Below are 18305 nucleotides of genomic sequence, written 5' to 3'. Positions count from 1 at the left end.
TGGAGGCCAAGATGCCGGGCAATGCGGCGATGTCGGGGCGGCCGCGAAAATGCCGGGAGCGGCCGGGCCCGGCCGGCCGGGCGCTGCAGGCTCACTCCGGGGTCCAGGCCTTGTAGTCGCCGGTCACCTGCGGGCGATGGCCGAAGCCGGTCGCCGAACCGGGCGGGTGATAGGCATTGACCGTGCCGGTCGGGTTCGGCCGGTGCGGCTTCTGCCACTCATGCGGAACATAGGTCTCCTGGCTCGGCGGCACGTCGGAGCGCTGGTGCATCCAGGCGTGCCAGCCCGGCGGGATGGCGGTCGCCTCGGCATAGCCGTTGAAGATCACCCAGCGCCGCTCGAAGCCCAGCGACGGGTCGATCTTGCCGCCCTTGGTGCGGTAGTAGCGGTTGCCGAACTCGTCATCGCCGACGAACTCACCGTGGCGCCATGTATGGAAGCGCGTGCCCATGGTCTGGCCGTTCCACCAGGTGAAAGTCTCGGTGATGACGTCGGAAAATTTCACGGAATAGGTCCCTGCGCCGGCTTTGAGGCTCGGGCGGAACATGCCATCCGCACCGCCCGGTGTCCAGCCGCGCGAGCGCCCGCGCGGCGCTTAGGCACGCTCGCGAAACTCCGTCGCGTAATAGGCCAGCGCCAGCACGATGATGGCGCTGCCGGCGATTGTCACCGCGCTCCAGCCGCCGGACGCATAGAGCGGGCTGGCCAGAGCCGAGCCCAGCGCGCCGCCGAAGAAGAAGGTGGCGATGTAGAGCGCGTTGAGCCGCGAGCGGATCTCCGGCGCGAGCATGAAGATGGAGCGCTGGCCGAAGACCAGATTGGCCGTAACCGCGCAGTCGAGCACGATGGCGCCGATCGCCAGCACGACCACGGAGGAGGTCGCCGCGCCGAGTTCGGTCAACAGAAAGCCGGCGACCGCCAGCAGCAGCGCCGCCCCCGTCGCCGCGCGGGAGAAGCCGCGGTCGGCCAGCCGGCCGGCGAGCGGCGAGATGACGACGCTGGCCGCGCCGGCCAGCGCGAAAATCGCGATCCCCTGCTGGCCGAAGCCGAACTCCGGCGCCGCGAGTTGCAGCGGCACCGCGGTCCAGAACAGGGTGAAGGCGCCGAACATCCCTGCCTGATACGCCGCACGCCGGCGCAGCACCGGCTGGGAACGCATCAGCGGCCCCAGCGAGCCCACCAGCTGGCGGTAGCTGGTGCGCCCGCCGGGCTGGCGTTGCGGCAGCGCGAGCCGCAGCCCCACCGCCAGCGCCAGCATCGCCAGCGCGGCGATGAGGAACACCGCGCGCCAGCCGAACCAGTGCGCCAGCATGGACGACGCCGGCCGGGCCAGCAGGATGCCGGTCATCAGCCCGCTCACCACGCTGCCGACCTTGCGCCCGCGCTCCTCGGGCCGGGCGAGATGGGCGGCGAAGGGCACCGCGACCTGCGCCACCACCGAACCGACGCCGAAAACCAGCGCGGCGAGCAGGAACAGCGCCGGGGAGGTGGAGACGAAGGCGAGGCCCAGCCCCGCCGTGGCACAAAGGAGGATCGCCCCGATAAGACGCCGGTTCTCGACGATATCGCCCAGCGGCACCAGCAGCAGCAACCCCAATATGTAGCCGACCTGCCCCACCGTCACCACGAGGCTGGCGAGCGTCTCGTCGAGCCCGATATCGTCGGCGATGAGCGCGATCAGCGGCTGGGCGTAATAAAGGTTCGCTGCCCCCAGCCCCGCCGCGAGGGCGAGGAGAAAAAAGGTCGGGGCGCCGGCGGCGGGTGCCGCCTCGGTCGGGGGTGTCATGTCGTTGCCGGGGCTGGATCTGCGGAAGCACGCCATTTGAAGGCAGCGACCTTCCCTGTCCAGATGCCGGTGCGTCAGATAGCACGGCCTCCTCTGCCACCGTGGGATTGCGAAACGGCAAGCAGCGGCCGTGCCCGTCATCCCCACTGTTCACCGCGCCGGCGCAGGGCACGCATTCGTGCTGGACTCAGGGCCCGAATCCCGGCTCGATTGGGGCTTGGGCTCTGGCAGCCGACCCGTTGCGGCACCATCTACATTTAGAGATTTTTCACATACTCCACACTAGAGTTTGTGACGTAAGGTTGACGCGTAAGAGGGAGTCGGCCAGTTTGGCGCCGTCGGTCGCAGCGTAGGTTTTGCCGGCCGGCACCATCCAGATTGAAGCGGACTCCGTCGCCGGTAGTTGGTTCCGGCGAGGCGTTTGTGCGTGCCACGTGTGTGCCAAGAACACACCGGAACGGGACGGCCGCGCGGTCGTTCGGATTTCGGGACGACAGGTATGCGGACGCAGGTCCGAGGCTTTGACTATCGCTGCGCGGGCCGGAGGACGGGCCTGCCACGAACCGGGGACGAAGAGAATGCGCATCCAGCGCCGTTACACGCAGGCCGGCCGTTCACCCTATGCGGACATCGCGTTCCGCAAGGCGACGAGCGAGATTCGCAATCCCGACGGGTCGGTGGTTTTCCGCCTCGAAGCCATCGACGTGCCCGACCATTTCTCGCAGGTCGCCACCGACATCATCGCCCAGAAGTACTTCCGCAAGGCGGGCGTGCCCGCGCGGCTGAAGAAGGTCGAGGAGGAGACCGTCCCCTCCTTCCTCTGGCGCGGCGCGGCCGACGAGAGGGCGCTTGGCGCGCTTCCCGAGAAGGAACGCTTCATCGGCGAGACCGATTCCCGTCAGGTCTTCGACCGGCTGGCCGGCACCTGGACCTATTGGGGCTGGAAAGGCGGCTATTTCGATTCCGAGGAGGACGCGCAGGCCTTCTTCGACGAGCACCGCTACATGCTGGCGATGCAGATGGCGGCACCGAACTCGCCGCAATGGTTCAACACCGGCCTGCACTGGGCCTATGGTATCGATGGCCCCAGCCAGGGCCATTTCTATGTCGACTACGTCACCGGCAAGCTGACCCGCTCCAAGTCGTCCTATGAGCACCCGCAGCCGCATGCCTGCTTCATCCAGTCGGTGGGCGACGACCTGGTGAACGAGGGCGGCATCATGGATCTGTGGGTGCGCGAGGCGCGCCTGTTCAAATACGGCTCGGGCACCGGCTCCAACTTCTCGGCGCTGCGCGGCGAAGGCGAGAAGCTCTCCGGCGGCGGCCGTTCCTCCGGCCTCATGTCCTTCCTGAAGATCGGCGACCGCGCCGCGGGCGCCATCAAGTCGGGCGGCACCACGCGGCGCGCCGCCAAGATGGTGGTGGTCGATGTCGACCATCCCGACATCGAGACCTATGTCGACTGGAAGGTGAAGGAGGAGCAGAAGGTCGCCGCCCTGGTCACCGGCTCCAAGACCGTCGCCAGGCACATGAAGGCCGTGATGAAGGCCTGCGTGAACTGCGAGGGCGAGGGTGACGACTGCTACGATCCGGCGCTGAATCCGGCGCTCAAGCGCGAGATCCGCGCCGCCAAGAAGGCGCAGGTGCCGGAGAACTACATCCGCCGCGTCATCCAGTTCGCCAAGCAGGGCTACACCGACATCGACTTCCCGATCTACGACACCGATTGGGATTCGGAAGCGTATCTGACCGTCTCCGGCCAGAACTCGAACAATTCGGTGCGCGTCGACGACGCCTTCCTCACCGCGGTCGAGGCCGACGCCGACTGGAACCTGACCTCGCGCATCACAGGCAAGGTGACCAAGAGCCTCAAGGCGCGCGACCTGTGGGAGAAGATCGGCCACGCCGCCTGGGCCTGCGCCGATCCCGGCATCCAGTTCCACACCACCATCAATGACTGGCACACGAGCCCGGCCGGCGGCCCGATCCGCGCCTCCAACCCGTGCTCCGAATACATGTTCCTCGACGACACGGCGTGCAACCTCGCCTCGCTGAACCTGCTGCAGTTCCGCAACGGCGACGGCACGTTCGACGTCGAGAGCTACGAGCATGCCTGCCGGCTGTGGACCGTCGTGCTCGAAATCTCGATCCTGATGGCGCAGTTCCCGTCCAAGGAGATCGCCAAGCTCTCCTATGACTACCGCACGCTCGGCCTCGGCTACGCCAATATCGGCGGCCTGCTGATGACCTCCGGCATTCCCTATGATTCCGAGGAAGGCCGCGCCTATTGCGGCGCCCTCACCGCCATCATGACCGGCGTCGCCTACGCCACCTCGGCCGAGATGGCCAAGGAGCTGGGCCCGTTCCCGGAATACAAGCCCAACGCCGCCCACATGCTGCGGGTGATGCGCAACCACCGGCGTGCCGCCTATGGCGAGCGCGGCGGCTATGAGGGGCTGAATACCAACCCGGTTCCGCTCGACCACGCCAAGGTGCCCGAGCCGCTTCTCGTCGAGCGCGCCCGGGCGACCTGGGATCTCGCCCTGACGCTGGGCGAAGAGCACGGCTACCGCAACGCCCAGACCACGCTGCTCGCGCCCACCGGCACGATCGGCCTGGTGATGGACTGCGACACCACCGGCATCGAGCCCGATTTCGCGCTGGTGAAGTTCAAGAAGCTGGCCGGCGGCGGCTATTTCAAGATCATCAACCGCGCCGTGCCGGAGGCGCTGCGCACGCTCGGCTATTCCGAGAGCCAGCTCGCCGAGATCGAGGCCTATGCGGTCGGCCACGGCTCGATCACCCAGGCGCCGGCGATCAACCATTCGACCCTGCGCGCCAAGGGCTTCGACGACGCCATGCTGGCGAAGATCGACGGCAGCGTGAAGGCGGCGTTCGACATCAAGTTCGTGTTCAATCGCTGGACGCTGGGCGACGACGCGCTGGCCAGGCTCGGCGTTCCCGCCGACAAGCTGGCCGATCCGGCCTTCGAGCTGCTGCCCTTCCTCGGCTTCTCCCGGAAGGACATCGAGGCCGCCAACATTCATGTCTGCGGCGCCATGACGCTGGAAGGCGCCCCCTTCCTCAAGCCCGAGCACTATCCGGTGTTCGACTGCGCCAATCCGTGCGGGCGCATCGGCAAGCGCTACCTCTCGGTCACCAGCCACATCCTGATGATGGCGGCGGCGCAGCCCTTCCTCTCGGGCGCGATCTCCAAGACCATCAACATGCCGAACGAGGCGACGGTCGAGGACTGCAAGGAGGCCTATCTGCTCTCCTGGCGTCTGGCGCTGAAGGCCAACGCGCTCTACCGCGACGGCTCCAAGCTGTCGCAGCCGCTCAACTCGCAGCTGATCGCCGACGAGGACGACGAGGAGGACGCGGTCGAGGCGCTGCTGGAGAAGCCCGCCGCCGCCCGCGCCACCCAGATCACCGAGAAGGTGGTGGAGAAGATCGTCGAGCGCGTGGTCGCCATGCGCGACCGCGAGAAGATGCCGGACCGCCGCAAGGGCTACACCCAGAAGGCGGTGGTCGGCGGCCACAAGGTGTATCTGCGCACCGGCGAATATGATGATGGCCGGCTCGGCGAGATCTTCATCGACATGCACAAGGAAGGCGCGGCGTTGCGCTCCTTCATCAACAACTTCGCCATCTCGGTGTCGCTGGGCCTGCAATATGGCGTGCCGCTGGAGGAATATGTCGACGCCTTCACCTTCACCCGCTTCGAGCCGGCGGGCCCGGTGCAGGGCAATGAGGTGATCAAATACGCCACCTCGATCCTCGACTACATCTTCCGCGAGCTCGCCGTGTCCTATCTCGGCCGCCACGAGCTTGGCCATGTCGAGCCGGGCGAGTCGCATTTCGACGCGCTGGGCAAGGGCGTGGACGAGGGCAAGGCCTCGCCGACCTCCGCCGCCTCGCGCATGGTCTCCAAGGGGCTGATGCGCGGGAAGAATGTGAGCCTGATGGTGGTGCCCGCCGGCACCCCCACCGCGCCCACCGGCGCGGCGGCCTCCAATGTCACCGCGCTGCGCGGCGGCATCCAGGGCGCCACCGCGCTCAAGGCCGAGCCGATGGACGAGGAAGAACAGGCGCTGGGCAGCACCGAGGCGCTCCCCTGGTCCGCCCCCGCCCCGGCGGCGAGCGGCCCCACCAAGGCCGAAGCCCGCGCCATCGCCCGCGCCAAGGGCTATGAGGGCGAAGCCTGCCCCGAGTGCCAGAACTTCACCATGGTGAGGAACGGCACCTGCCTGAAATGCGAGACCTGCGGCTCGACGACGGGGTGCTCGTGATCGGGTAATCGGACAGAAGCAGTGGAACGGCCGGGCTCGCCCGGCCGTTTTCGTGTCGGTGCCCAGCCAGGCGCCAGATCCAGCATCAAAGAGAGAGAGAGAGCGGGAGCAATCCATGTCCGACGACGAGAATGCCGCGAACGGGATGGGCGCGCAGCGTCTTTCCGGGGCCTGTCATTGCGGTGCCGTGCACTATTCGGTCCGTCTCGACCTCACGCGGACTATCGCCTGCAACTGCTCAATCTGCTCGAGCAAGGGACTGATTCTCGCCTTCGCACCTGAGACCGATTTCGTCCTGGAGGCGGGCGAGGCGAAGTTGCGGGAGTATCGCTTCAACCGCCACCTCATCAGCCACATGTTCTGCGCGGATTGCGGTGTGGAGACCTTTGCCAGGGCCACAGCCCCCAACGGCACACCGACCGTGGCCGTGAATGTCCGCACGCTGGCGGGTGTCGATCCCGCCGCCCTCGCGCCCATCGCCCATGACGGGCGCGCGAGCTGAACCCTCGCCAGGTCCGCGCCGCCGCCCCCCACCCTCACCACGCCCCGCCTCCTCCTGCGCCCACACCGGGCCGAGGATTTCGAGGCCTACGCCGCCATGTGGGCGGAGCCGGCGGTGGTGCGGTTCATCGGCGGCGTGCCGTTCACGCGCGAGGCGGCGTGGAGCCGGCTCCTGCGCCATCCCGGCCTCTGGACCTTTCTCGGCTTCGGCAGCTTCGCGGTGCGAAAAGCCTTCCCACCCGCCCAAAAAGAAAGCCGCCGGCCCGGCGGGGCCAGCGGCTTTCCATTCTTCACGCAGAAGCCGGCGGCGGGCGCCGGCTCCGGAGGGCTCGATCAGCCGACGCGCAGGTTGACCGCGGAGGTCTTACCGGAGCGCTGGTCGGTCTGCAGCTCGAAGGACACCTTCTCGCCGTCACGCAGGCCCTGCAGGCCCGAACGCTGAACCGCGCTGATGTGGACGAACACGTCCTTGCCAGCGCCATCGGGCTGAATGAAGCCGTAGCCCTTCTGATCGTTGAACCACTTCACGGTGCCGGTCTGGGTAGACATTCGGATAGTCTCACGTATCGAGGTTGCACATTCGGCAGGGACGCCGCCCCGCCGCTGGGTCGAATTTGGAAGAGGAGCTGAACGTGCACCCCGCAACGAGGTGAAACGGCCCAGAGTCCAGCCAAAGTCTGGCCGAGAGACTAGCGCGAATGGCCGTGTTTGCAAGAGGCGCGGGCGGTAGAAGCGGCGACGCCACAGCAGAAATGTCGCCGCCCCATAGGAACGACGACATTGTATTGAATCTAATCGGACGAGACCGTCCGATCCGAAGTCAAACGCCCGCGTCAGAGCGGACGAAGATCGACAGCCGAGGTCTTGCCCGACCGCTGGTCGGTCTGCAGATCGAAGGAGACCTTGTCACCGTCGCGCAGGCTTTGCAGGCCCGAGCGCTGCACTGCGCTGATGTGGACGAACACGTCCTTGCCGCCATTGTCGGGCTGGATGAAACCATAGCCCTTCTGCTCATTGAACCACTTAACCGTGCCGGTATCCGCCATCAGAGATAACCTTCGAGACCAGTGAGACACCGGCGCATCCCTGCGGGACCCGCCGAATTGCGCCGAATTATGCCCGCCCGTGCCTCCCGCAGGAAGCCCGCCCGGCCACATTCGCGCTGCGGACAGCTTGGTCAGAAATGTGTCATTTCCACGGCAGGACCCGCCGTATTTTCGGCGTAAAGCCCCGCGTCAGCGAAAAAATAACCCAACGTCAGCCCGCAAGGCCCGCCGGGCCGGCGCCGGCCCGGCCACAACGGCTAGTAGCAATAGCTCTTGCTGACCTTGACCACCTGGCCGTTCGGGTAGCGGTAGAGGCACCTGCCGCCCGACCAGTAATAGTACGACCTCTTCTTTTTCTTGTCGCTCTGGTTGCCGATGATCGCGCCGGCCGTGCCGCCGACCACGGCGCCCGCCACGGCCCCGCCGGCGGTGCCGGACGCGGCGCCGCCGATGATGGCGCCGGCCGCGCCACCGATGATCGCGCCGGCCGCGGTGTCATTGGCCCGCGCCGGAACGGCGGCAAGGGCGAGGAGGACGCCGGCCGCCGCCAGCGTCGCAAGCGAGGAGTGGGCACGCATGATCGGAGCTCTCCACTGAGGCGGAAGCGCCGAGTGGCGCCCGCACAAGGCCACGGTTCATCGATGTGGCGCGGAGCGCGGCCGGATGTCCGGCACGCCTTCCCGCCATGTCGCAGGTACCATGAGGCCAGTCTAGAACAGAAGCGCGCGCTTTGTCGTCCTGGCCGGCCGGTGGCGCGGAAGCCTCAGGCGTCCTGCGCCTCCACCACGGCGATGGCGGTCATGTTGACGATGCCGCGCGCCGTCACCGAGGGGGTGAGCACATGCGCCGGCCGCGCCGGGCCGAGCAGGATCGGGCCGACGGGAAGCGCGTCGCCGAACACCTTGACCATCTGGTAGCCGATATTGGCGGCGTCGAGGTTCGGCATGACGAGGATGTTGGCCACACCCTGCAGGCGCGAGCCCGGCAGCACGCGCTCGCGCATTTCCGGCACCAGCGCGCTGTCGCCCTCCATCTCGCCGTCGACCATCAGATCAGGCGCACGCTGCAGGATCAGGTCGAGCGTGCGGCGCATCTTCTGCGCGCTGTCGTCGTCGCGGCTGCCGAAATCGGAGTGCGACAGCAGCGCCACCTTCGGCTCGATGCCGAAGCGGCGCACATGGGCGGCGGCGAGCTGCGCCATCTCGGCGAGATCCTCGGCGGACGGATCGGGCTGGATCTGGGTGTCGCAGAGGAAGAACGCGCCCTTCTGGGTCAGCAGCATCGACAGCGCCGCCACGTCGCGCACGCCCGGCGCCAGGCCGATAATGGTGCGGATATGGCGCAGATGGCGGATGAAGCGTCCCTCGACGCCGCACAGCATGGTGTCGGCATCGCCGCGCACCACCGCCAGCGCGGCGATCACCGTCGGCGTGGTGCGCACCAGCGTGCGGGCCAGCTCCGGCGTCACGCCGCGCCGGCCGGTGCGCTCGACATAGGTCGTCACATAGTCGCGATAGCGCGGGTCGTCCTCGGGATTGATAAGGTCGAACTCGCGGCCGGGGCGGATGGAAAGGCCGAAGCGCTGCAGCCGGGTCTCGATCACCGAGGGGCGGCCGATCAGGATCGGGCGGGCAAGCCCCTCCTCCACCACCACCTGCGCCGCGCGCAGGATGCGCTCATCCTCGCCCTCGGCGTAGATCACCCGCTTGGGCGCCTGCTTGGCGAGGGCGAAGATCGGCTTCATCACCAGGCCGGAGCGGAAGACGAAGCGGTCAAGCTGCTCCTGATAGGCGTCGAAATCGGCGATCGGCCGCTGCGCGACACCCGAATCCATCGCCGCCTTGGCCACCGCCGGGGCGATGCGCAGGATCAGCCGCGGGTCGAAGGGCGAGGGAATGAGCGAGGCCGGGCCGAACACCGGCGTCTCGCCGCCATAGGCACGGGCGACGACGTCGGAGGGCGTCTCGCGCGCCAGTTCGGCGATGGCGTTGACCGCCGCCACCTTCATCTCCTCGTTGATCGTGGTTGCGCCGGCATCGAGCGCGCCACGGAAGATGAAGGGGAAGCACAGGACGTTGTTGACCTGGTTGGGAAAGTCGGAGCGTCCGGTGCAGATCATCGCGTCGGGGCGGGCGTCGCGGGCGAGGTCGGGCATGATCTCGGGCGTCGGGTTGGCCAGCGCCATGATCAGCGGCCGCTCGGCCATCGCCGCCAGCATCTCGGGCTTCAGCACGCCGCCGGCGGACAGGCCGATGAAGATGTCGGCGCCGGCGATCACCTCGGCAAGGGTGCGCTGCTCGGTCTTCTGCGCGAACACCCCCTTATAGGGGTCCATCAGCTTCTCGCGGCCCTCATAGACCACGCCCTCGATGTCGGTGACCCAGATGTTCTCCAGTTTCGCGCCCATGGAGCGCAGCAGGTTCAGCGTGGCGATGGCCGCCGCACCGGCACCGGAGGTGACGATCTTCACATCCTCCAGCTTCTTGCCGCCGAGGAACAGCGCGTTGACGATCGCCGCCACCACGATGATCGCGGTGCCGTGCTGGTCGTCATGGAACACCGGGATGTTCATCATCTCGCGCAGCCGGGTCTCGATCTCGAAGCACTCGGGCGCCTTGATGTCTTCGAGATTGATGCCGCCGAAGGTCGGCTCCAGCGCGGCGACCACGGTCACGACATGGTCGGGCTCCAGCGCGTTGATCTCGATGTCGAACACGTCGATGCCGGCGAACTTCTTGAACAGGACCGCCTTGCCCTCCATCACCGGCTTGGAGGCTTCCGGGCCGATATTGCCGAGGCCAAGCACAGCGGTGCCGTTGGACACCACGGCGACCAGGTTCTGCCGGGCGGTAAGCTCCGCCACCAGCGACTTGTCGGCGGCGATCGCCTCGCACACCGCGGCAACGCCGGGCGTGTAGGCCAGAGCGAGGTCACGCTGGTTGGCAAGCGGCTTGGTCGGCTGGATCTCAAGCTTACCCGGGCGGGGCATGCGGTGATAGAAGAGCGCGCCGGAGCGCAGATCGTCTGAGATGTAAGAGGCCATTGTGTTTCCTTCCCCGGAGCTTGGCGCGGGAGCATAGGGATTCTGGTACGGCGCACAACGCCTTTCCCATTTTCTGGTGCTCGTCCCGGGGCGGTTGGTTTAAGGTGCGGCATTGGCCGGCGTGACCCTGCCAGCCCCGCCCGCCCCCGGTCGTGCCCAGGTAAGCCCCGCATGCGCAAGCCGTTCCTCGTCGCTCTCGTCGCCCTCGTCGTCCTTGGCGTGGGCGGCTATTTCGGCTCCAGGCTCTACGTCAACCATCTGGCGCGCAGTGAAGTCGCCTCGGCGCTCGCCACGCTGCGGGGTGGCGGTGCCGAGGCAAGCGTCGGCGAGGTGAATTACGACCTCTTCGCCGGCCGGTTCGAACTGCACGACCTGTCGCTGGTCGGTCCGGGCCAGGGCATCCTCAAGATCGGCTCGCTGGTGGCGAACGGGGTCGAGCAGCGCGACTCGGGCCGGCTGTTCGCCCGGACGGTGGAGATTGCCGATCTCACCATGGACGTGCCGATGCTGGTCAGCACGCCGGGCATCACCCGCTACCATGCCCCCCGTGTCGAAGTCGCGGCCCTCGCCTTTCCCGCACAGGCACCGGTGAACGGCGGCCCGTCGCAGATCGCCCTCGACTTCTTGAGGATGATCACCGCCGAACGCATCGACATTCCGGCTTCCACCGGCACGGGCAGCAGCGGCGACGGCGAGACGCGGGTCAGGAACGAGGAGACCAATGGCGCCATTCGCCTCGATGGGCTGGCCAATGGACGCTTCGCCGCCCTCACGGCCGAACCGTCGCGCTTCCGCATGAATGGCCCGCCCGAACTCTCCGGCGAAGGTTCGGTGGGGCGGATCGACATCAAGGGGTTCGACATTGCCGGAATGCTGATCCTGCTCGATCCCGAGCAGCGTCTGGCCAGCGACCAGTTCATCACCATCCACGATTTCGTTTCGATCGACGATTACGAACTCACCATGGCCGGCGTGTCGCAGCGCATGGCACGCATGACCATGAAGGATGTGGCTATTCGCCCCTCCGCCATTCCGGTTGAAGAACTGCGCGCCGCGGGGCAGATGCTCGAAAAGGCCGACATGGTCGGGAATCCGGCGCAGATCAGGCAAACAGCGCAGCTCTTTCGAATGGCAGCCTCCGTCTACGACGAGGGCGTGCGCGTCGGCGGCTTGACCATCGAAGGCATGGAAGGCACGGCACCGGGCGGCATCGCCTTCGGCTTTGGTTCTTTCACCGTCGGCGCGATCGAAGACGGACGGATGGAGAACATCACGCTGGAGAAGGTGACCGGCAAGGGCCCCGATGGCGGCGCCTTCCGGATGGGGCACCTGCAGCTCTCGGGGCTGAGGGCCGGCACGCTGATGACACTGTTTGCGGACGCGGCCGACAATCCCAAGGAATTCGCCCGCTGGCCCGTACCCGTGTTCAGCACCATCGAGTCGATCGAGATCGACGATGTCGTCGCGCCGACCGATGAGGGCTCGCCGCTCGACATCGACAAATTCGCCCTCTCCTGGACCGGCGAGCCCGACGCGCTACCCACCCGCATCTCCGCCACCCTGCGCATGAGCGGCCCGACCGCGCTGGTCAACGCCGGCAATTCCGCCTTCGCGCTGGTGCCGGGTCAGATGGACCGGGCGAGCGTCGCCGTGGACTTCCGCGCCAGCTGGAACGAAGCCGACAACACCGTCGTGGTCGACCCCGCTTATTTCGAAGTGTCGGATGCGTTCTCGTTCAACGCCAGGCTCACGCTGAGCGAGGTGGACGATTCCGTTTTCTCCACCCAGCCGGACGAGGCGCTGGCGGGGGCGGCGGAAGTGAATCTGAGCGCGCTCGATCTCTCCGTCACCGATGCCGGCCTTTATGAGCAGAAGCTGGACGCGGCGGCCAAGGAGCAGGGACTGAAGCCGGAGGAGATCCGCCAGCTCTTCGCCGGCTTCGCCGACCTGCTGCTGGCGCAGACGGTGGCCGACCGGCCCGAACTCGGCCCGGCGGTCGAAGCCTTCGTCCGCTTCATCCAGAAGCCGATGAGCACCCTCGCCCTGCGCGTCACGCCGCGCGAGGAGCCGCTGCCGGTGATGATGATCCTGGAGACGCTGAAAGGCGAGGACCCGCTCGCCGTGGTCGACGACCTCAATGTCGAGACGCCGGCGGCCACGCCCTGAGCACGAGGAAACAACCTCGACCTTCGCTCATCGCCGGGCGCGGCCCGGGGACCCAGCCGCGGCCCCGCCGGCGCGCTTCTCCCAAGTGGCCGGGTCGAGCCCGGCCATGAGGGCGCACGTGGGAACGGTCCCCCGGAAGCCTTACTTCTCCGGCAGGTTGGTGCGGATGTGCAGTTCGCGCAACTGCTTCGGGCTCGCCTCGTTCGGCGCCCCCATCAGAATGTCCTGCGCCTGCTGGTTCATCGGGAAGATGGAGATTTCGCGCAGGTTGGTGGTGCCGCACAGCAGCATGACGATGCGGTCGACGCCGGCCGCCATGCCGCCATGCGGCGGCGCGCCATACTGGAAGGCGCGGTAGAGCCCGCCGAAGCGCTCCTGCACCGTCGCCTCGTCATAGCCGGCGATCTCGAACGCCTTCACCATCGCCTCGGGACGGTGGTTGCGGATGCCGCCGGACGCGATCTCGAAACCATTGCAGGCGATGTCGTACTGGAACGCCTTGATGGTGAGCGGGTCCTGCGTGTTCAGCGCCTCCAGCCCGCCCTGCGGCATGGAGAACGGGTTGTGCGAGAAGTCGACCTTCTTGTCGTCCTCGCTCCACTCGTAGAACGGAAAGTCGACGATCCAGGCCAGCTCGAAGCGGTCATGGTCGACCAGCTTCAGCTCCTCGCCGACGCGGGTGCGGGCGAGGCCGGCGAAACGGACGAACTTTTCCGGGTTGCCGGCAACGAAGAACGCGGCATCGCCGAAGTCGAGACCAAGCTGCAACCGGATCGCTTCGGTTCGGTCGGGGCCAACATTGTTGGCGAGAGGTCCTTTGGCGAAATCCCTTCTATCCATGTCACCGCCACGCGCACGCACGATGTCAATAGTTTCAGGAACAGCCCAATAGATGTACCCGAGTCCCGGCTGGCCCTCGCCCTGCGCCCAGGAGTTCATGCGGTCGCAGAAAGCGCGCGCTATCGGGCCTGTACCACCCACTTCGTTGGCGCTCTTGTGTTTTCCCGGGATCGCCCAGACCCGGTTCTTCGGGTCTTCCAGCATGCGCGCGAACACCTTGAAGCCGGAACCGCGAAAATGCTCGGACACGTCCTGCATCTCGATCGGGTTGCGCAGGTCCGGCTTGTCGGTGCCGTATTTCTGCATCGCCGTGGCGTAGGGAATGCGCGGCCAGTTCTTCGTCACCGGCTTGCCGTCGGCGAACTGCTCGAACACGCCGGTGATGACCGGCTCGACGGCGGCGAAGATGTCCTCCTGCTCGACGAAGCTCATCTCCAGGTCGAGCTGGTAGAACTCGCCCGGCAGCCGGTCGGCGCGCGGGTCCTCGTCGCGGAAGCAGGGGGCGATCTGGAAATAGCGGTCGAAGCCGCTCATCATGATGAGCTGCTTGTACTGCTGCGGCGCCTGCGGCAGCGCGTAGAACTTGCCGGGATGCAGGCGCGAGGGCACCAGGAAGTCGCGCGCGCCTTCCGGCGAGGAGGCGGTGAGGATCGGCGTCTGGAACTCGAAGAAGCCCTGCCCCTTCATCTTCGCCCGCATGGAGTCGATGATCGCCCCGCGCGTCATGATGTTCTTGTGCAGCTTCTCGCGGCGCAGGTCGAGGAAGCGGTAGCGCAGCCGCGTCTCTTCCGGGTACTCGACATCGCCGAATACCGGCATCGGCAGCTCGGCGGCGGGGCCCAGCACCTCGATCTCGGTGGCGTACATCTCCACCTGCCCGGTCGGCAGCTCGGGGTTCTCGGTGCCGGCGGGGCGCAGGCGCACCCGTCCGTCGACGCGGATCACCCATTCCGCCCGCACGCTCTCGGCCAGCTTGAAGGCCGGGCTGTCCGGATCGACCACCACCTGCGTCAACCCGTAATGGTCGCGCAGGTCGACGAACAGCACGCCGCCATGGTCGCGGATGCGGTGGCACCAGCCGGACAGGCGCGCGGTGGTGCCGACATCGCTGGCACGAAGGGCGCCACAGGTGTGCGAGCGATAGCGGTGCATGGCGTCTTCCCGGAGTTGGTGCCGCCGAGACGTGGCGGAACATAGCAAAACACCCCTCACGCGGGGCGCGCGGAGGGGTGCATGCGAGGCTCGGCTTTGTCAAGAAGAGACGCCCGCCCGGAGCCTGTCGGCAGGTCGCGGGCGGGCGTCGCGCGTCTTCAGGGCACGTAGCGCAGGTTGAGGCCGCCGACACCCAGCGCCAGTGAGGCGCCGACATTGCCTTCGACCGAGATCGGGTTGAGCGCGAACGACTTGTCGGAACCGACCAGCACATTGGCACCGACGCCGACGCCAAGCGCGACGTCGCCGGTCACGCCGCCATAAGGCCCGGCCAGCGCGCCCGGCGCCACCGACTTGGTCAGTGCCAGCACGCCCCAGGTCAGCACGCCGCCGCCGGTCACGCCCAGCTCGACGCCGATATTCTTGATGGTGCCGGCATAGCGCTGTTCCGGGCCGTTGTCGGCCGGGGTGTAGGTGCAGGTCAGCTCCTGCTTCGACTCGATCAGCATGCCGATGCTGGCGCCGGCATTGCACACCAGCACGCCGGCCTTCACGCGATCCGCGGCCGAAGCCGGCACGAAGGACAGAGCCAGAGCGGTGGTGGCGAGAGCGAAGACGGCCTGTTTCATGTATTTCCCCCAGAGATGGCGGCGCGCCGCCGGAATGGCTTTGCGACTCGTAGCCGCGAACGGTTAATCCTTTCGCGCAATTGCGGCATGTTTCGGGGTCGAAACGGCGCCGAGACTCCGATATGTAAAAATCGACATGAACATGATCACCACCACCGACGCCCTCGCCGCGGCCTGCGAAAGACTGGCCCGCCATCCGTTCATCACGATCGACACCGAGTTCCTGCGCGAGACCACCTTCTGGCCGAAGCTCTGCGTGGTGCAGCTCGCCAGTCTCGACGAGGCGCTGGTGGTCGACGCGCTGGCGGAGGGCATCGACCTCGCGCCGCTGTTCGCGCTGATGTCGGACACCAACGTGCTGAAGGTGTTCCACGCCGGCCGGCAGGACATCGAGATCATCTGGCACCTCGCCGGCATAATCCCGCACCCGGTATTCGACACCCAGGTCGCGGCCATGGTGCTCGGCCATGGCGATTCCATTTCCTATGACCAGCTGGTGCAGCGGATCACCGGCGAAGTGCTCGACAAGTCGCTGCGCTTCACCGACTGGTCGCGCCGCCCGCTCTCCACCGCGCAGGTCGCCTATGCCGAGGCCGACGTCACGCATCTGCGCGACGTGTTCCTCAAGCTCGACGCCGATCTGAAGAAGCGCGGGCGCGCCGAATGGGTTGGCGAGGAGATGGCGGTGCTCACCTCGCCCGAAACCTACCGGCAGGAGCCCGAGCGGGCCTGGGAGCGGCTGCGCTCGCGCGCCCGCAAGCCCAAGGACCTCGCCGTGCTGATGGAGGTCGCCGCCTGGCGCGAGCGCGAGGCGCAGGCCCGCGACACGCCGCGCTCGCGCATCCTCAAGGACGACGTGATCGGCGAGATCGCCTCGCAGCACCCTACCTCGATCGAGAAGCTGGGGCAGTTGCGCGCCATCCCCAAGGGGTTCGAGCGCTCCCGTGCCGGCGAGATGATCGTCGAGGCGGTGAAGGCCGGCCTCGCCCGCGACCCCAGGACGCTGCCGCGCATCGACCGCGACAAGCCGCTGTCCAACGGCGCCTCGGCGACGGTGGAACTGCTGAAGGTGCTGCTGCGCATGACCTCCGAGCAGCACGGCGTCGCCGCCAAGGTCATCGCCACGGTCGACGATCTGGAGCGCATCGCCTCCGAGGACGAGCCGGAGGTCGGCGCCCTTCACGGCTGGCGACGGGAGCTGTTCGGCGAGCGGGCGCTGGCGCTGAAGTCCGGCCGGCTGGCGCTGGCCATGCAGCGCGGGCGCGTCATCGCGCTGGAACGTACCGCTCTGGAAGAGTGACGGCGCGAAGCCGCCATTCCGCGCCGGCGTTCAGCCGGCCAGCACCACCGATTCACGGCCGATCAGCCGGGCCAGCGAGCGCAGCCGGTTGGCGATGCGGTCGCCGCTGAGCGGGGCGAGTTCACCGCTGAGCTGCAGGGCCAGCTTGCCGCGTTCGACGGTGAGCGGCGTCAGCGGCAGCGTGCCCGGCATCGCCGCCGAGAGGATGTAGCCCACCCGCATCGCCGCGCCGAGAATGCGCGCCCGGTCGAGCAGCCGCGCCGACACCAGTTCGCGGATGCGCGGGGACAGGTCCTCGTCGATCAGCCCCATGTGCCGGTAATAGATCGCCAGGGCGAGGAAGGCGCGGCCGGGATGGTCGACGCCGATGAAGGCGGCATGGGCGATGAGGTTCAGGCTCTGCTCGCCGCGATAGTCGGGATGCGCACGCCAGCTGATGTCCGAGAGCAGGCAGGCGGCGTGGCGCAGCCGCTTCTCCTCGACGCTCTCGTCGATGCCGGAGCTTTTCATGAACGCGTCGGTCCAGTCGATCAGTTCCCAGCCATGGGCCGGGGAGCGCGAACGGACCTCGTTCAGTTCGGCCGCCGCCGTGGTCAGCGGATCGTGCTGGCGCTCGTCGGGCTCCAGCAGTTCGTAGAGCAACCCCTCGCGCACGCCCTGCGCCGAGACGAAGACGCTGGCCGGCTTGCCGATGCGGAGAATGTGCTCCAGCACCAGCGCGCCATAGGGCAGCAGCGGGCGGCGCACATCCGACACCGTGTCGATGCGCGAGAGCGTGTCGATCGGCACCCGCCGCACCAGCCGGCAGAACTCCAGCGCCTCCTTGGCGGGGATGATGTAGCCATGCATGACATGCAGCGGGTAGCCGCGCTGGAACATGTGCAGCCGCGCCAGCGCGCGCCAGGTGCCGCCGACGGCGTAGAAGGTCCGTCCCTTGAGGTGTTCGAGGTGCGGCTCGTTCGCCAGCAGGTCCTTGACGATCTTGTCGGCCTTCTTGAGCGAGCGGCCGGATGTGTCCTGCAAAGCGAGGCCGCCGAGCGGGAAGGTCACGCCGGAGCCGATGCGCTGGCCGTGCAGGTCGGCGAGTTCGAGCGAGCCGCCACCGAGGTCGCCCACCACGCCATTGGCATGGTGCACGCCGGAGAGGATGCCGAGGGCGGACAGCTGCGCCTCGCGCTTGCCCGAGAGCACCTCGACCTCGGTGCGGCAGATTTCCGTGCAGGCGGCGACAAAGTCGGGTCCGTTGGCGGCGTCGCGCGCCGCCGCCGTGGCGAGCACATGGACCTTGCCCACCCCCATGCGGTCGCACAGCACGCGGAAGCGCCGCAGCGCCGCGAGCGCCTTCTCCACCGCGTCCGGGTTGAGGCGGCCGGTGGTCAGCACTTCCCGGCCAAGGCCGCAGGAGGCCTTCTCGTTGAAGATCGGCGTCGGGCTGCGCGACAGCCGCTCATAGACGACGAGGCGGACCGAGTTCGAGCCGATGTCGATGACCGCGACAGGACCGCCGGACACCAGGCCGTGTCCGGCATCACGCAAGGCTTCGCTCATGC

At 67.5% G+C, this 18305-nt stretch carries 13 protein-coding genes and 1 pseudogene; 5 read left to right on the top strand and 9 right to left on the bottom strand.

What is annotated here, in order from left to right:
• Positions 1-91: 91 nt before the first annotated feature.
• Positions 92-547: an NADH:ubiquinone oxidoreductase subunit NDUFA12 gene (locus tag KHC23_RS19200; RefSeq protein ID WP_213374790.1), complete on the bottom strand. Its 456-nt coding sequence runs from the start codon at positions 545-547 to the stop codon at positions 92-94.
• A gap of 48 nt (positions 548-595) precedes the next feature.
• Positions 596-1786 carry an MFS transporter gene (locus KHC23_RS19195; RefSeq protein WP_213374788.1) on the bottom strand — a complete coding sequence of 397 codons (1191 nt, stop codon included), beginning with the start codon at positions 1784-1786 and terminating at the stop codon, positions 596-598.
• Between the two features lie 578 nt (positions 1787-2364).
• Here KHC23_RS19195 and KHC23_RS19190 point away from each other — a divergent pair.
• The 3 genes and pseudogenes from KHC23_RS19190 to KHC23_RS24510 form a co-directional block, all read left to right on the top strand.
• On the top strand, positions 2365-6078 hold the full coding sequence (locus KHC23_RS19190; RefSeq protein ID WP_213374786.1) for a vitamin B12-dependent ribonucleotide reductase: 3714 nt from the start codon (positions 2365-2367) through the stop codon (positions 6076-6078).
• Positions 6079-6193: 115 nt separating this feature from the next.
• Positions 6194-6580, top strand: a complete 387-nt coding sequence (locus tag KHC23_RS19185) for a GFA family protein (protein ID WP_213374784.1) — start codon at positions 6194-6196, stop codon at positions 6578-6580.
• A gap of 54 nt (positions 6581-6634) precedes the next feature.
• Positions 6635-6817: pseudogene (locus KHC23_RS24510) on the top strand (GNAT family N-acetyltransferase); the annotation flags it as partial.
• 95 nt (positions 6818-6912) lie between these two features.
• On the opposite strand, the gene KHC23_RS24505 reads toward KHC23_RS24510, so the two are convergent.
• The 4 genes from KHC23_RS24505 to KHC23_RS19165 form a co-directional block, all read right to left on the bottom strand.
• A complete protein-coding gene (locus KHC23_RS24505) occupies positions 6913-7128 on the bottom strand; it encodes a cold-shock protein (RefSeq protein WP_013165949.1) in 216 nt (71 codons plus the stop codon).
• A gap of 284 nt (positions 7129-7412) precedes the next feature.
• Complete coding sequence (locus tag KHC23_RS19175) at positions 7413-7625, bottom strand: cold-shock protein (protein ID WP_131834841.1); 213 nt, start codon at positions 7623-7625, stop codon at positions 7413-7415.
• 257 nt (positions 7626-7882) lie between these two features.
• Complete coding sequence (locus tag KHC23_RS19170; RefSeq protein WP_213374782.1) at positions 7883-8203, bottom strand: glycine zipper domain-containing protein; 321 nt, start codon at positions 8201-8203, stop codon at positions 7883-7885.
• Positions 8204-8388: 185 nt separating this feature from the next.
• Positions 8389-10668 carry an NADP-dependent malic enzyme gene (locus KHC23_RS19165; protein WP_213374781.1) on the bottom strand — a complete coding sequence of 760 codons (2280 nt, stop codon included), beginning with the start codon at positions 10666-10668 and terminating at the stop codon, positions 8389-8391.
• 171 nt (positions 10669-10839) lie between these two features.
• On the opposite strand from KHC23_RS19165, the gene KHC23_RS19160 reads away from it, so the two are divergent.
• Positions 10840-12834 (top strand): hypothetical protein, encoded by a 1995-nt coding sequence (locus tag KHC23_RS19160; protein ID WP_213374779.1) that lies wholly within the window; start codon positions 10840-10842, stop codon positions 12832-12834.
• 141 nt (positions 12835-12975) lie between these two features.
• Here KHC23_RS19160 and aspS read toward each other — a convergent pair whose 3' ends face one another.
• Together aspS and KHC23_RS19150 are read right to left on the bottom strand one after the other, a co-directional pair.
• Complete coding sequence (aspS, locus tag KHC23_RS19155; RefSeq protein WP_213374777.1) at positions 12976-14826, bottom strand: aspartate--tRNA ligase; 1851 nt, start codon at positions 14824-14826, stop codon at positions 12976-12978.
• Between the two features lie 158 nt (positions 14827-14984).
• Complete coding sequence (locus KHC23_RS19150) at positions 14985-15455, bottom strand: DUF992 domain-containing protein (protein WP_213374775.1); 471 nt, start codon at positions 15453-15455, stop codon at positions 14985-14987.
• A 136-nt stretch (positions 15456-15591) separates the two neighbouring features.
• On the opposite strand from KHC23_RS19150, the gene rnd reads away from it, so the two are divergent.
• Complete coding sequence (rnd, locus tag KHC23_RS19145) at positions 15592-16755, top strand: ribonuclease D (protein WP_213374774.1); 1164 nt, start codon at positions 15592-15594, stop codon at positions 16753-16755.
• Between the two features lie 30 nt (positions 16756-16785).
• Here rnd and ppx read toward each other — a convergent pair whose 3' ends face one another.
• The gene (ppx, locus tag KHC23_RS19140; RefSeq protein WP_213374773.1) at positions 16786-18303 is read right to left on the bottom strand and encodes an exopolyphosphatase; all 1518 of its coding nucleotides are present in this window, start codon (positions 18301-18303) and stop codon (positions 16786-16788) included.
• Positions 18304-18305: the final 2 nt, after the last annotated feature.

The organism is Ancylobacter dichloromethanicus, from assembly GCF_018390645.1.
Taxonomy (GTDB): Bacteria; Pseudomonadota; Alphaproteobacteria; order Rhizobiales; family Xanthobacteraceae; genus Ancylobacter; species Ancylobacter dichloromethanicus.
This window is presented reverse-complemented; position numbering and strand designations above follow the sequence as displayed.

What these genes read in the sequence shown, in the direction of transcription:
- KHC23_RS19195 (WP_213374788.1), bottom strand. Translation starts at nt 1,786, where the DNA reads ATGACACCCCCGACCGAGGCGGCACCCGCCGCCGGCGCCCCGACCTTT.
- aspS (WP_213374777.1), bottom strand. Translation starts at nt 14,826, where the DNA reads ATGCACCGCTATCGCTCGCACACCTGTGGCGCCCTTCGTGCCAGCGAT.
- KHC23_RS19170 (WP_213374782.1), bottom strand. Translation starts at nt 8,203, where the DNA reads ATGCGTGCCCACTCCTCGCTTGCGACGCTGGCGGCGGCCGGCGTCCTC.
- rnd (WP_213374774.1), top strand. Translation starts at nt 15,592, where the DNA reads ATGAACATGATCACCACCACCGACGCCCTCGCCGCGGCCTGCGAAAGA.
- KHC23_RS19160 (WP_213374779.1), top strand. Translation starts at nt 10,840, where the DNA reads ATGCGCAAGCCGTTCCTCGTCGCTCTCGTCGCCCTCGTCGTCCTTGGC.
- KHC23_RS19190 (WP_213374786.1), top strand. Translation starts at nt 2,365, where the DNA reads ATGCGCATCCAGCGCCGTTACACGCAGGCCGGCCGTTCACCCTATGCG.
- KHC23_RS19175 (WP_131834841.1), bottom strand. Translation starts at nt 7,625, where the DNA reads ATGGCGGATACCGGCACGGTTAAGTGGTTCAATGAGCAGAAGGGCTAT.
- KHC23_RS19200 (WP_213374790.1), bottom strand. Translation starts at nt 547, where the DNA reads ATGTTCCGCCCGAGCCTCAAAGCCGGCGCAGGGACCTATTCCGTGAAA.
- KHC23_RS19185 (WP_213374784.1), top strand. Translation starts at nt 6,194, where the DNA reads ATGTCCGACGACGAGAATGCCGCGAACGGGATGGGCGCGCAGCGTCTT.
- KHC23_RS19150 (WP_213374775.1), bottom strand. Translation starts at nt 15,455, where the DNA reads ATGAAACAGGCCGTCTTCGCTCTCGCCACCACCGCTCTGGCTCTGTCC.
- KHC23_RS19165 (WP_213374781.1), bottom strand. Translation starts at nt 10,668, where the DNA reads ATGGCCTCTTACATCTCAGACGATCTGCGCTCCGGCGCGCTCTTCTAT.
- ppx (WP_213374773.1), bottom strand. Translation starts at nt 18,303, where the DNA reads ATGAGCGAAGCCTTGCGTGATGCCGGACACGGCCTGGTGTCCGGCGGT.
- KHC23_RS24505 (WP_013165949.1), bottom strand. Translation starts at nt 7,128, where the DNA reads ATGTCTACCCAGACCGGCACCGTGAAGTGGTTCAACGATCAGAAGGGC.